At 38.8% G+C, this 13,759-nt stretch carries 11 protein-coding genes; 2 read left to right on the top strand and 9 right to left on the bottom strand.

All coding sequences use genetic code 11. The features are described 5' to 3' along the window. Positions 1 to 62 precede the first annotated feature (62 nt). Together LV716_RS09415 and bioA are read right to left on the bottom strand one after the other, a co-directional pair. Complete coding sequence (locus LV716_RS09415; protein ID WP_163417488.1) at positions 63 to 1,295, bottom strand: beta-ketoacyl synthase N-terminal-like domain-containing protein; 1,233 nt, start codon at positions 1,293 to 1,295, stop codon at positions 63 to 65. Between the two features lie 6 nt (positions 1,296 to 1,301). Beyond that, positions 1,302 to 2,588 carry an adenosylmethionine--8-amino-7-oxononanoate transaminase gene (gene bioA / locus LV716_RS09410; RefSeq protein ID WP_370637374.1) on the bottom strand — a complete coding sequence of 429 codons (1,287 nt, stop codon included), beginning with the start codon at positions 2,586 to 2,588 and terminating at the stop codon, positions 1,302 to 1,304. 62 nt (positions 2,589 to 2,650) lie between these two features. Between bioA and LV716_RS09405 the strand changes: the two genes are divergently transcribed. Continuing rightward, a complete protein-coding gene (locus LV716_RS09405) occupies positions 2,651 to 4,135 on the top strand; it encodes a glycosyltransferase family 39 protein (protein ID WP_163417487.1) in 1,485 nt (494 codons plus the stop codon). Here LV716_RS09405 and bioD read toward each other — a convergent pair. Genes bioD through LV716_RS09390 form a run of 3 tightly spaced genes read right to left on the bottom strand, consistent with a single transcriptional unit; the run spans position 4,127 to position 6,257 of the window. Beyond that, positions 4,127 to 4,744 (bottom strand): dethiobiotin synthase, encoded by a 618-nt coding sequence (gene bioD, locus LV716_RS09400; RefSeq protein WP_163417486.1) that lies wholly within the window; start codon positions 4,742 to 4,744, stop codon positions 4,127 to 4,129. The two genes, LV716_RS09405 and bioD, sit on opposite strands and share 9 nt — an antisense overlap. Next, the gene (locus LV716_RS09395; protein ID WP_163417485.1) at positions 4,744 to 5,124 is read right to left on the bottom strand and encodes a DUF2007 domain-containing protein; all 381 of its coding nucleotides are present in this window, start codon (positions 5,122 to 5,124) and stop codon (positions 4,744 to 4,746) included. The genes bioD and LV716_RS09395 overlap by 1 nt, the downstream gene beginning before the upstream one ends. Continuing rightward, the gene (locus tag LV716_RS09390) at positions 5,124 to 6,257 is read right to left on the bottom strand and encodes an aminotransferase class I/II-fold pyridoxal phosphate-dependent enzyme (RefSeq protein ID WP_317167638.1); all 1,134 of its coding nucleotides are present in this window, start codon (positions 6,255 to 6,257) and stop codon (positions 5,124 to 5,126) included. The genes LV716_RS09395 and LV716_RS09390 overlap by 1 nt, the downstream gene beginning before the upstream one ends. A 58-nt stretch (positions 6,258 to 6,315) precedes the next feature. Between LV716_RS09390 and LV716_RS09385 the strand changes: the two genes are divergently transcribed. Further along, positions 6,316 to 6,846 carry a GNAT family N-acetyltransferase gene (locus LV716_RS09385; RefSeq protein WP_163417483.1) on the top strand — a complete coding sequence of 177 codons (531 nt, stop codon included), beginning with the start codon at positions 6,316 to 6,318 and terminating at the stop codon, positions 6,844 to 6,846. Positions 6,847 to 6,897: 51 nt separating this feature from the next. Here LV716_RS09385 and LV716_RS09380 read toward each other — a convergent pair whose 3' ends face one another. From LV716_RS09380 to glmS, 4 genes are all read right to left on the bottom strand, one after another. Continuing rightward, the gene (locus LV716_RS09380; RefSeq protein ID WP_163417482.1) at positions 6,898 to 7,176 is read right to left on the bottom strand and encodes a F0F1 ATP synthase subunit epsilon; all 279 of its coding nucleotides are present in this window, start codon (positions 7,174 to 7,176) and stop codon (positions 6,898 to 6,900) included. 90 nt (positions 7,177 to 7,266) lie between these two features. After that, complete coding sequence (atpD, locus tag LV716_RS09375; protein ID WP_163417481.1) at positions 7,267 to 8,775, bottom strand: F0F1 ATP synthase subunit beta; 1,509 nt, start codon at positions 8,773 to 8,775, stop codon at positions 7,267 to 7,269. 163 nt (positions 8,776 to 8,938) lie between these two features. Then, entirely contained in the window at positions 8,939 to 11,701 is a 2,763-nt protein-coding gene (locus LV716_RS09370) for a TonB-dependent receptor domain-containing protein (protein ID WP_163417480.1), read from the bottom strand. A 210-nt stretch (positions 11,702 to 11,911) separates the two neighbouring features. Then, positions 11,912 to 13,759, bottom strand: a complete 1,848-nt coding sequence (gene glmS / locus LV716_RS09365) for a glutamine--fructose-6-phosphate transaminase (isomerizing) (RefSeq protein ID WP_163417479.1) — start codon at positions 13,757 to 13,759, stop codon at positions 11,912 to 11,914.

Here is a 13,759-nt window from a genome sequence, read left to right as displayed (position 1 = left end):
GTTAAAAGTATTAAGTTGATGTTTTGGTCAAGATAAGACTTTACCGTAAATTTTTACAGGTCTTATACAGAAAGTAAAACGGAAACTGCGTTCCCACCGAACCCTACGGCATTGACCATTATCTTTTGTATGGATTCTTTTTTTACTTCTTGCTGATATAATGGAGGTTGAATGTGTTTTTGATATTGAAGCATCAAAATAGCCATTTCTACACTCAACATTCCGGAGGCTCCAAAAGTGTGTCCCACTTTCCACTTATTAGTAGTCAAATAAGGTAATTTGTTACAAAAAACTTTTTCAATGGCCTTTAGCTCGGATAAATCTCCTTTCACAGTTCCCGGGGAATGCATCACAATCACATCCACGTCTTCTGGAGATAAACTGCTGAGAGCCATTTTCATGGACTCCTGAAAACATTGTGCATCCGCAGAGATAGATACGTTATGCTTTAAAGGCTCAGTAGCATAACCTACACCTTGAATCAAAGCCAATGCATTTGAATGTTTTCCCCCTTCCAAACAAGCCATTGCCGCTCCTTCCCCAAGGACCATGGAGTTTTTTTTCTTATTGAAGTTTAAGGCTTGGCAAGGGTAGCTTCGACTTCGCTCAGCTTCCGAGAGATTTATTCGGTGACTTCGGCTACGCTCAGTCACCAAGTTTGTTCCCTGAGAAGAGTCAAAGGGGGCATAAATCTTTAAAGCTTGCATCTGGGCAATCGTAAAAGGAGTCAATGGCGCCTCGCTGCCCCCTACCAAAAAAGTATTGGACATTCCTGACTGAATCCAAGCAATACCATTCAACAAGGAATGCAAAGCCGTTGAACAGGTAATGGAGTGGGAGATATCCGGTCCTTTGGATTTTAGATCGTGCGCTACCCAAGATGAGATATTCCCCAAGGTTGTTGTAGGTGATGATAAGGTCGACGATTTTCCTTCCCGTAAAAAATCTGCATGATATTTTTCAAAAAGCGCTGTTGCCCCTCTGGATGAACCAATATTGATTCCAAAATCCATTTTACCACTCCAGCCTGCATGTTCAATTGCTTTTCTAGAAGCATGGATAGCAAAAAGAACCGAATCGTCTAAATTCTTGTACTTAGCATCTGATTGTCTCAGATGTTCTATTTCCAACGTTAAGGTCTCAGGTAATGTAGCGGCCCAAACTCTTTGTGCTCCAATTTCAATTGCGGAAAGTCTATGATTGGAATCGTTGTAAGAATTCCAGACTTCTTCCAAAGAGTTCCCCAATGATGAGATTGAGGCTATTGCGGTAATCGAGATAGGTTCTTTCAACATGTTTTCCTACACCAGTTCCAGTGCCGATTTAATAGCTCCGTAAATACGTTCCATTTCTGTTTTGGTGGTAATGTAAGGTGCTAAAATGTATATGGTATTTCCTAGCGGGCGCAAAAACACCCCATTATCCATAAAGTGCTTGAACAGTTTGTCCCTTAAATTGCCATAGCGTTCCATTTTCACATTCAAATCCAGTGCATATATTACTCCCAATTGACGGGTTGAAGCTACTTTTGGATGGTTTTTAATGGATATATCAAACTGTTTGTGCCATGAGATAATATTTTTAATATTCTCTTGGATTTCTTCGGTCTGAAGCAATTCCAAAGCTGATAGCGCAGCGGCACAGGCCAATGGATTGCCCGTGTAGGTATGTCCGTGAAACAAGCCCTTCGCAATATCATCACTATAAAACGCTTGATACACTTGTTGCGTACATGTTGTGAGCCCCATGGGCACTAATCCTGCCGTCAATGCTTTTGAGAGGCACATGATATCAGGTTTAGTTTCCAGATGGTCAGAAGCAAAAAACTTTCCGGTTTTCCCAAACCCTGTCATTACCTCATCAGCTATAGTGAGGACATCGTATTCTTTTAAAAGTGATAGCATTCTATCAAGACCAACAGCGTCGTGCATTTTCATGGCCGCCGCACCTTGTACCAAAGGTTCGTAAATAAACCCAGCGATGCCACCTTGCTCCAATCTAACTTGTAATTGTGCAAGAATGGCTTCTATATTGTCTGTGGTAGGTACTGGAACTCGCTCCACTTCAATAAAAAAATCTTCAAAAGGACCATTGTAAACGGATAGACCAGAAACTGACATGGCACCAAAAGTATCTCCGTGAAAAGCCTCTTCGAATGCTAAAAGTACATTGCGTTTTTCTCCACGATTAAAGTGATACTGCAAAGCCATTTTAATCCCTATCTCCGTGGCAGTAGACCCATTATCCGAAAAGAAAAGTTTTTCTTGGTTCTCTGGAAGGATTTTAATGAGTTCTTCAGATAATTTTACAGCAGGTTCATGCGTAAAACCACTAAAGACAACCTGGTCCAAGCGCTGCATTTGCACTCCCACTTTTTCTAAGATATAGGGATGACAATGTCCGTACATACTGGTATACCAAGAAGATATGCCATCAACGTACTCTTTTCCCGCTTCATCAATCAAGATTGCCCCTTTTGCCTTTGTGATAGCCAGCATTTCCGAATGAATCTTATGTTGGGTCAACGGGTGCCAGAGGTGTTTTTTGTCCCTATCAGATAATTTTTCCAATGCAGCAGTATTAATCAAAAGCTTCAATTTATCTATCTTGCAAAGATCGTAATTAAAACACAAAAAAATCAATCCCAAAAGTGCTAAATAAAGCTATTCGATTTCTCACTCCCAATTATAAAAAACTTAATTGGAAGACCGTTTTTTTGATAGTTTTTTCTGTAGCTTTTTTTATTCGGTTTCCTTTCTTTTTTAGAGATTACATAGACCGTGATGAAAGCACATTTATCATAATGGCACAATCGTGGGTAGACGGTCATTTGCCCTATACCCATCTCTGGGACCTAAAGCCGCCTATCACTTTTTTGTCTTTTGCAATTGTGATCTATACATTTGGTAAAAGCTTTTTTGCCATACGCTTGTTTGGAACTTTTCTAGTGGCGATTACAGCACTTTTTATTTATGGCATTGCTTCCAAATCCATGTCTAAAAAAGTTAGTTTTTGGTGTGCCATTTTCAGTGTTTTTTTACTAAGCCTTTTTGGCAGTTTACAAGGAGTAATGTCAGAACATATCTGTACAATGTTCTTTGTCATTGGAGTTTATGTATTGCTGACCAAACACTCTCTAAGATGGTTTTTTATAGCTGGATTCCTTTTTGGTATTTCTGTTATGTCCAAATTAAATATGGCATATCCATTGCTTATCCTAGGACTCTATTTAAGTTGGAAAGCCATTCAAGAAAAGCGGATTTTACATGAGTTTAAGCAACTGTTCGTAATGGGATTAGGTTTTGTAACTCTTGTTCTTCTTACAGCTATACCCTATTATTTAGAAGGGGAAACGAGCACATGGTGGCAATCTGTTTTCGAAGCACCTTTGGCTTACTCAAGTTCAAAACATCATTCTGTTTTAAAGCCGTTGCCTTTTGTCCTTGTCATACTCATGCTATTATTCGCAGGACACGCATTCAAAATCATTAATTATAAATCACGGCACGTACAGATTGTTGTTGTCATTATATTGGGCGTTCTTCTCTCATTTATTCAAGCGGGAAAAGCTAATGGACATTATTTAATTCAATTGTTTCCATTCATCTTAATTCCGATTGGTATCGCAGTTGATACGTTCCCGGCAATACCTAAAAAGTTTTTGGGCGGTGCTATTTTGCTTCTTTTTTTAATTCCTATTGAATCGTATTTAGAGTATGCCAATATCATTTCCAACAAATTGGAAAAAGGCACTTTTTATAATGGGGAGGGAATTGATGTGACCAGATATATTGAAACGAACAACCTTGAAACTGAAAATATATTTTTTACAGAATACCATATAGGATATTGGGTGTTGGGGGAAGACCCGCCTACAAAAGCGGCAACACACCCAAGCAGTATAGGTCGAGAAGAACTATTTCCTTACATGAAAAATCCAAGAAAAACCGGTATGCAGGAATTACAATATATTTTGGATGTTGTGCAACCCAAGATTATAGTCGCACGTAAAGGAAAAAAGATTTTTGATAAAAAAATGATCGATTTTAATACGTATATAGATGATTATTTACTCGAACATTATCGCTTGATCAAAACAATCGATAGAGGCTTACTATACCAAAGACTAGAATGACAATAAGGCCTTTCTAAACTGAGATGCATATTTCATTACAATTTCTTTATCAAAACCTTTCTCCTCATTGATTCTTCCAATAAAAGAGACCCCCGTTTTCTTTAAGATTATACTTTCAGTGGTTGGATGTTCATTTCCACTAAAAATGATTCCGATTTTTAAATTCCGTTCCTGTAATTTTTCAATCGTGAGCAGCGTATGGTTTATACTGCCCAGATAATGTCTAGACACTACAATGACCTTATGGTCTGGTTGTATCAAATCAAAAATAGTGTCCGTATCGTTCAGCGGGACCAATAGCCCTCCTGCACCTTCTATCACCAAATTATTTTCTGTCTCAGGCGGAACAATTGTCTTCAGATCAATAGTTATTCCATCAATTTCTGCTGCGCCATGTGGACTCATAGGAGTATTGAGCGCATAGCTGTTTTTATGGATTGTGGTATTGGTGTTTGAAATCAATTCTTTGACCTTATGGCTATCTGAATATTCCAAGTCGCCCGCTTGTACGGGTTTCCAATAATCAGCTTCAAGGGCTTCTACAACTATTGCAGATGCTATGGTCTTACCAACATCTGTTGATGAACCTGTAATAAAGAATTTTGTCATTACGGTTTGGTAATAAAGTTACATTGTGCACATTTATACTTTCTAGGCTCAAAAAAGGGAAAGAGTTTATAAAATATGCTGTTTCTTAAATAATAAATCTCAGACTTGGTAGCACTACAATTGGGGCAAACGATAGGTTTACCATCTTTGTCAGTAGCATAGTTACGTACCTCATCATATATTCTCTGCGCGATATCCTTATCGGCAGAATATACCAATAGTTTTACGCCACCAATGGCTCCACTGATCAATGGGTCTGAATTTATGGTATTTTCATCCTTTAAAAATACCTGTATACCTTCTGATTCCAATTTTCCTTTTATAATCTGAACATCTGCGGGAAACTCAAAACTGCCCAAGGTGAAAAATTCCTGTTCCATTATTTTATGAGGTTTCTTGTGGTTGATAAAACTTTTGATATTTCTTGTGTTGTATTATAGGAATGTAAGCAAAAACGGAGTCTTTCCTTTCCGGCCTTTACAGTCGGCGAAAGAATAGGTCTCACATTGAAGCCTTCCGCTTGAAGCTCATTTGACATATATTTTACTTTTTCATTCCCCGGAACGATTATACAGTGAATTGCGGAGTTGCTTTCTATAAAACTATCCGATACCTCCAAAAGTTTGGTTTGATTTTTAAAAAACCCAATGTTCTCTTGGAGTTTTAATCGTTCCTTTTCACCTTCCTCTTCCAAATAGTGATATGCCATCAAAACAGAGGCTAATGCATGCGGAGAAAGGGCTGTTGTATAAATAAGGCTTCTGGCAAAGTTAACCAGATATGTTTTTAAAGCATCACTTCCAAGAACAGCTGCGCCATGATTCCCCAATGCTTTTCCAAAAGTGATAATTCGTGCAAAAACCTGCTCTTCAATACTCAATTGACAAACCAAGTCTTTTCCTTCTCCAAAAATACCAGTAGCATGCGCTTCATCAACAACCAAATAGTAACCATGCGCCGTACAAAAATCTGACAATGCTTTTAAATTAGGAGAACCGCCGTCCATGGAGAAAACCGATTCGGTGACCACATATACCTCCCCGTTCATATCAAGAGCATTTCGGCTCCGCTCAATGCCCTCCGTCAAATCTCCTATAGCATTATGCTTAAACTTATATGCTTTGGCATTGCTCATTTTAATACCATCCCTTATGCTTGCGTGCACCAACTCATCATAAAATATAAAATCTCCTTTTTGGGGAACAGCTTCAAAAAAACCAATGTTTGCATCGTATCCCGAATTAAAGACCAGAGCAGAGGCTGATTTATGATAAAAAGCCAAGAAGTCTTCCAGCTTTTTGTACAATTCATGATTTCCTGTAAGTAATCGAGAACCTGAGGCTCCATTTTCAAGTAAATCCATGTCCTCCAACAGGCTTGATGCTTGTCTTGCAAACTCTTTTTTCTTTGCAAATCCTAAATAATCATTGGAAGAGAAATCTATCAATCGTTGTGCTTCCGGCAAAACCCGTAAAGCATTGTCCAGCTTTCTTTTTTCAAGCTTTTGTTCCAACTTATTTGGAAGATTTACCATATTTCAAAAGTACTATCTTTATTGAAATATATGAGGTATGGTTACCTACAAACAGGCATCTACAGATACCGAACTTGAACAAATTCTTCTGTTACAACAACAAAATCTACCGAAAAATCTCACGCATAAAGAAATTGATAGCGAAGGATTTGTGACCGTGCAACATTCCTTGGAAATTCTAAAGGAAATGAACGATGAACATGGTCACATCATTGCCATCGAAAATGATATTGTCATTGGATACGCGCTTTGTATGCATCCTAAGTTTGCCAATACCATCAATATTTTAAAACCCATGTTCAAAGAAATTTCCAAAACCATAGAAATAAAAACCAAATACATGGTCATGGGACAAATATGTATTGCTAAACCATATCGAAGACAAGGAATTTTTAAAGGACTCTACTCAAAAATGAAACGTACACTGCCCAAAGACCTTGATTGTATTATAACTGAAGTAGATGCAAGCAACCAGCGTTCCTTACATGCACATAAGGCGATAGGATTCACAGAATTAAAGCGATATAAAACCACCACTAAAGAATGGTCACTTATTGTACTAAAATAAAAGAAGCCGCTTAATTAGCGGCTTCTTTTATTGTTATTAAGTATGAATAGCCTAATCCGCTAAAACAATCACTTTATTTTCTTTCATCTCAATAGTACCACTAGAGATAGCAAGAACAGTTTCTCCATTTGCACCTTTGGAAAATTTGTTTTGAAAGTCCTCATCGATTGTGATATCTCCTTGGACTTTTACATTACCTTCTTGCAATAAAGAAACAATTGGTGCGTGATTTTCCAACATTTGAAATTCTCCATTTACCCCCGGTACGGTAACCGATGTTACCTCTCCTGCAAACAAAGTAGCTTCTGGTGATACAATTTCTAAATACATGACTCTAGTATTAAGTAGTTAGTAGTTAGCATTAAGTAGCTAGTATTGAGAAGTTCTAATTACTTTATACTAACTACTAGATACTAAGTGTTATGCTTCAGCTAACATTTTCTCTCCTGCTTCAATAGCATCTTGAATACTTCCCTTAAGGTTAAAGGCCGATTCTGGCAGGTGGTCCAATTCACCATCCATAATCATATTGAAGCCTTTGATCGTATCCTTAATATCAACCAGTACTCCAGGAATACCCGTAAACTGCTCCGCTACATGGAAAGGTTGGGACAAGAAACGTTGTACCCTTCTTGCTCTACCTACTGCCAGTTTATCCTCTTCAGAAAGTTCTTCCATACCAAGGATAGCAATAATATCCTGTAGTTCTTTATACCGTTGCAACAACTCTTTTACACGTTGCGCACATGCATAGTGCTCCTTTCCTAAAATTTCTGGTGTAAGAATCCTTGAAGTCGAATCCAATGGATCCACAGCTGGATAAATACCAAGCTCAGCAATTTTACGTGAAAGTACCGTTGTAGCATCCAAGTGAGCAAATGTTGTTGCGGGAGCTGGATCCGTTAAATCATCCGCAGGTACGTATACCGCCTGTACCGATGTGATGGAACCTCTTTTTGTTGATGTAATTCTTTCCTGCATGGCGCCCATCTCTGTTGCCAAAGTTGGTTGGTAACCCACAGCGGAAGGCATCCTTCCCAATAGTGCGGAAACCTCAGAACCAGCTTGGGTAAAACGGAAGATATTATCGACAAAGAAAAGTACATCTTTTCCTTGACCATCACCAGCACCATCACGGAAGTATTCGGCAATGGTTAATCCAGAAAGTGCAACACGGGCACGTGCTCCAGGAGGTTCGTTCATCTGTCCAAAAACGAAAGTAGCTTTAGATTCTTTCATCGCGTTTTTATCCACTTTGGATAAATCCCATCCGCCTTCTTCCATGGAGTGCAAAAAGTCATCTCCATATTTAATAATACCAGATTCCAACATCTCGCGAAGCAAATCGTTTCCTTCACGTGTTCTTTCACCAACACCGGCAAATACGGATAGGCCACCGTGTCCTTTTGCAATATTGTTGATCAATTCCTGAATCAATACGGTTTTACCAACACCGGCGCCACCAAACAATCCAATCTTACCTCCTTTTGCGTAGGGCTCGATCAAATCGATTACTTTGATTCCTGTAAAAAGTACTTCGGTAGAAGTTGACAAATCTTCAAACTTAGGAGCCTCTCTGTGAATTGGAAGTCCATTATCGCCAGATTTAGGTAAGTTTTCCATTCCATCGATAGCATCTCCAATCACATTAAAAAGACGTCCATAAACATCCTCCCCTATTGGCATCTGAATTGCACTTCCAGTGGCATGGGCTTCAACACCTCTGCTTAAACCATCCGTAGAATCCATAGAAATGGTACGAACCGTGTTTTCACCTATGTGGGATTGAACTTCCAACACCAACTTGGAGCCATCGGCATTATCGATTTCAAGAGAATCATAAATTTTTGGGATTTCAGTTCCCGACTCAAATTCAACATCAATGACGGGGCCTATAATCTGTGCAACCTTACCTGTAACTTTAGACATTACTGTGTTTATTTTTAATTGAATACGATAGAAAAAAACTTCCTTTTTTCCGGCTGCAAAGATATACTTTTACATGTTTAAACTGAAAATTATAATCTCTTTTTTTGATAACAAAAAAGGCACTGAAAAAATCAGTGCCTTTGGGTTATTGTGTAGTTATGACTTATGGATTAATTGTCCAAGAGACATAATAGATCGAACCTACTAAACCTGTACCAATAGCTTGAAAGTATTCGTCTCCCAAAAGGTTTGATCCCCCAGCCTTGAAAACAGATTTAATGCTTGGAACGTTATAATTAATTTGTGCATCCAGAACAGTATAGGCTGGAACATCACCATCTTCAAATGTGGCTTCCCAGAAAAAGCTATCGCTCCATCTGTAGTTTACGTTGAAACCAAAATTCTTGAAGAGTTCCGTGTTACCAAAAGAGGCCTTAACACGATGTTTCGGCGTATTGAAATTAGTTTCAAAATCTGGAAACCGTTCCCTATCAAAATCAAATTCGGCGTATGTGTAATTTACACCCAAGTCAAAATTACCGAGCACTTTAGTATCTACACCGATTGAACCTCCCCAAGAATCAATATCAGCCTCTGAGTTGGTGTATACTTGATAGGCTTCTCTATCTCCATTCTGCAACGCTAAAAGCGAAAGGCTGTTGTCTCCAACCGTTCCATATAATGGAACTAGTACATTGACAGTTGAAATGAAATTCTTATATCGGTTATAGTAGCCACTTAAATCTATCGTAAACTTTCCTATCTGACCTCTATACCCTCCTTCGAACGTTGTGATTTCCTCTGGCTGAATTATAGAAGAATTGAGCGCTTCAGGAGCTCCGTTTAGAACAGAAGTTACCGAAAAAGCATTCTCATAAGCAGCTCTACCTACAATTTGCACTGAAGATTGCCCAGTTAAATTTTGACCATCTTCAGTAAGATTAAAAGTTCTCACATCTCTGTCCAAGTTAGCTGGTGCGGAACCTACTAAAACAGCAGACCCTGCATTTAATCCAATAAATAAATCTTGAGTTGTGGGATTTCTAAAGCCTTGTTGTGCCGAAACCCTAAAGTTATGATTTCTCTTTTCACCAGCGGTATAGCCCAAAGCAACCCGAGGAGATAAAAATCCGTCAAAGAATTCGTTCTTGTCATAGCGGACGGAACCTGTAAATTTCAACCGCTCCTCTAAAAACTTCTTTTGCAATTGAGCATATGCTCCAAATTCATTGTACTTAATAGGGCCATCGAAATCTGTGAATATTGTTCCCCCAGAGTTCAATTCATATTCCCTAAATGAACCCCCTACCTGAATATCTGCCCAATCATCGATTAAATGGGCTAAGTTGTAATTACCATTTACATGACGAAACTTGGTGTTATCAATAAAACGTGCACCCCTTGTCAAATCACCATCAGCAATTACCGAATTGAATGCACTTTGGAATTCTGGTGTTCCCGGAATCAACCTGCCCGTATCCGCAGCTACTCTTGCTGCTGCATGTGCCTGAACAGAAGCGTCTTCCCTAGACAACCCTCCTTGCTGAATTCCTCCCAAAAATGTAGGGATGTATGTTTGGGCATATTGTCTAAACCAATCTTCATTGGACTTCCATCTATTGTTTACATTAATTGCAGCGAAACGGGTATCATAAGAATCTCCAGAGTTTTCAGAAGTTATGTACCCCCTTAAGAAAAAGTTCTTATTTCTGAATTCTATTTTGTGTTGCTGAAGGATAAAATTTCGAACTGCATATCTGTTTGCCCCTTGATAAATCGTATTACCACGACCAACTCTTCCTTGATAGATAATCTCGAAATCATCTGCGAACGGACGGTAAAAAACCGAGAAATCCGTTTTGACACTTTCTGCACCGTAATCTACCAATTCACTTTCTGTGTAACCTGTCCTAGAAACATTAGCAGAGCCTACCGTTCCAGCAGGTAATCCTGCAGCTGTGTCAAAATTTAATAATGTCGTTACCTCATCTCCGTAAACGTTTAGCCCATCATAATTTGGGTCTGTCCTATCTGCACCAGGATTAGCAATATCAGTAGCATTCACTGCATGCCAATCCTCACCTTTTAATATGGATAGATTTGCTTTAACTGCCAGTTTATCACTAAACGCATGGGCAACCCTTATTCCAAAGTCGTAGTATGCATTATCTCCTGCCGCTTCTTGGGAAGTTATCCCTGTTTTGGCATAAGCACTGATTCCCTGAAAATCGAAAGGACTCTTACTCTGCATAAATAGAATACCATTAAAAGCACCTGCTCCATACAATGCCGAAGAAGCACCTGGTAGGATTTCAACACTTTGAACCTCTAGTTCCGACATCCCGACCAAGTTTCCTAAAACAAAGTTTAGTCCAGGGGCTGAGTTATCCATACCATCTACCAATTGTAAAAACCTATTGTTGGCAAATGTTGCAAAACCTCTGGTATTTATAGATTGAAATGTTAAACTGTTTGTATTGATATCAACCCCTTTTAGATTCTGCAATCCACCATAAAAAGATTCTGCCGAAGTATTTTGTATGTCCTTTAAGCCAAATCTTTCCACCGAAACTGGTGACTCAAAAATACGTTCCGGGGTTCTAGAAGCAGAAATCACAATTTCGTCAAGAAGGGTGGATGCTTCTGTGAGCGTAATGGTTAGTGTTTGATTGTTTGAAGTTACATCGGCAATAAAATCAGAATAGCCAATACTTGTAAATCTTAGTTTAAATGGTGGTTGTTCCGATGTTTCAAATGTGAATTTACCATCAAAATCAGCAGTAGTACCTTCGGCTTTTCCTACCAATACTACATTTGCTCCCGGAATAGGTTCATTGCTTTCGTCAACTACTGTACCCTGTACTGTGGTCTGTGCGTAAGAGACAGCACCAAAAAACATGAGGGAAATGATCATTAGTCTTCTCATTGGCTTATTTATTTGAGTTAAATTAGTTTTAAGTTAATGTAAATCATTGCAGGCGGAAGATACATTTTTTTTTAGTTGCTTTGCATAAAATTGAAAAAAATTATGCATGCATAATACTTTTTTGCCAAAAAAAAAGGGTTATCTCTAAGATTTTAACAAAAAAAAGCACTGATATCAGTGCTTTTATGTGTAATCGTTGTTTTTTAAAAGTTACTCTACGGTAACCGATTTGGCCAAATTTCTGGGCTGATCTACATTACATCCTCTCATGACCGCAATATGATAGGATAATAATTGTAACGGGATTGTGGTAAGCAATGGGGTTAGGCTTTCCGAAGTTTCCGGTACTTCGACAACATGGTCAGCCAATTCTTTTACGGTCTTATCTCCTTCCGTTACGATTGCAATAATCTTACCGCTTCTGGACTTAATTTCTTGAATGTTACTGACAACCTTTTCATAATGCCCTTTTTTGGTAGCAATAACGACTACGGGCATCTGCTCATCGATCAAGGCTATAGGTCCGTGTTTCATTTCTGCAGCAGGATAGCCTTCTGCATGAATATAACTGATTTCCTTTAACTTAAGTGCTCCTTCCAAGGCCACAGGGAAATTATATCCTCTCCCTAAATAAAGACAATTGGTTGAATCCTTATATATTTCTGAAATCTTCTCTACGATTTCGTTAGACTGTAATGTTTTTTCCACTTTAGCAGGTATCCCTTCAAGCTCAGTTAAATATTCATGGAATTTTGATTTAGAGAAAGCTCCCTTTTCTTGAGCCAATTTTAAAGCTATCAAAGTAAGTACCGTAATCTGTGTGGTAAATGCTTTGGTCGACGCCACTCCAATTTCAGGTCCTGCATGTGTATAAGCACCAGCTTGGGTTTCCCTAGCTATGGAAGATCCAACCACATTACATACACCGAATACAAATGCTCCTTTCTCTTTGGCTAGTTTTATTGCTGCGAGCGTATCTGCCGTTTCCCCAGATTGCGAGATGGCAATTAAAACGTCATTTTCAGTTATGACCGGATTTCTGTAACGAAACTCTGAGGCGTATTCCACTTCAACAGGAATTCTCGCCAAGTCTTCAAAAATGTATTCTGCAACAAGACCGGCATGCCACGAAGTTCCACAAGCCACTATGATAATTCTGTTGGCATTGAGGAATTTCTCTAAATTTTGATCTATACCTGCCATTTTGACAAGACCTTGGTCAGCAAGCAATCTTCCTCTATAGGTATCCAAAATTGCTCTAGGCTGCTCATAAATCTCTTTGAGCATGAAGTGGTCATAGCCTCCTTTTTCAATTTCTTCAAGGTTCAATTGAAGCTCAAGGATATTGGGATAAGCTATCGCATCGTCCTTAATTTTACGCATTTTTATCTCTTTACCCACACGGACTATGGCCATTTCTTCATCTTCCAAGTAAACGGCGTTGTTGGTAAATTCGATAAACGGAGAGGCATCCGAAGCGATAAAGTATTCATTTTCTCCAATCCCAATCGCTAAAGGGCTTCCTAGTTTGGCAACCACGATTTCATCTGGTTTGTTTTTATCGAATACAGCGATGGCGTAGGCTCCAACAACTTGGTTTAATGCAATTTGAACTGCTTTTCCAAGTTTGACATCTTCCTTTTTCTTTACCTCTTCAATAAGATTTACCAGTACCTCCGTATCCGTATCGGATTCAAAAGTATAGCCTCTTCCGATCAATGCTTTTTTAATGGACTCATAATTTTCTATGATTCCATTATGGATGATCACTAAATCCCCAGAATTGGAATAATGCGGATGTGAATTGGTATCATTTGGAACACCGTGCGTGGCCCATCTTGTGTGACCAAGCCCTAACTTTCCAACAGTATCCATTGTCGCTTGCGATTTCTTCTTTAGGTCCTCAACCTTTCCTTTGGTTTTGGCAAGATGTGTGTTTTCGCCATCGAACAGTACAATCCCTGCACTATCATAGCCTCTGTACTCTAATCGTTGCAATCCTTTCATAATGATTGGGTATGCATCACGATGACCAATGTAACCTACAATTCCACACAT

Origin of the sequence: Flagellimonas sp. HMM57, assembly GCF_021390175.1 — a bacterium.
Lineage (GTDB): Bacteria > Bacteroidota > Bacteroidia > Flavobacteriales > Flavobacteriaceae > Flagellimonas.
This window is presented reverse-complemented; position numbering and strand designations above follow the sequence as displayed.

Bases quoted from the DNA above. Each gene is read 5' to 3' on its own strand.
- LV716_RS09395 (WP_163417485.1), bottom strand. From the start codon at position 5,124: ATGGAACAGGAATTTTTCACCTTGGGCAGTTTTGAGTTTCCCGCAGAT.
- glmS (WP_163417479.1), bottom strand. From the start codon at position 13,759: ATGTGTGGAATTGTAGGTTACATTGGTCATCGTGATGCATACCCAATC.
- LV716_RS09415 (WP_163417488.1), bottom strand. From the start codon at position 1,295: ATGTTGAAAGAACCTATCTCGATTACCGCAATAGCCTCAATCTCATCA.
- bioD (WP_163417486.1), bottom strand. From the start codon at position 4,744: ATGACAAAATTCTTTATTACAGGTTCATCAACAGATGTTGGTAAGACC.
- atpD (WP_163417481.1), bottom strand. From the start codon at position 8,775: ATGTCTAAAGTTACAGGTAAGGTTGCACAGATTATAGGCCCCGTCATT.
- LV716_RS09385 (WP_163417483.1), top strand. From the start codon at position 6,316: ATGGTTACCTACAAACAGGCATCTACAGATACCGAACTTGAACAAATT.
- LV716_RS09380 (WP_163417482.1), bottom strand. From the start codon at position 7,176: ATGTATTTAGAAATTGTATCACCAGAAGCTACTTTGTTTGCAGGAGAG.
- LV716_RS09370 (WP_163417480.1), bottom strand. From the start codon at position 11,701: ATGAGAAGACTAATGATCATTTCCCTCATGTTTTTTGGTGCTGTCTCT.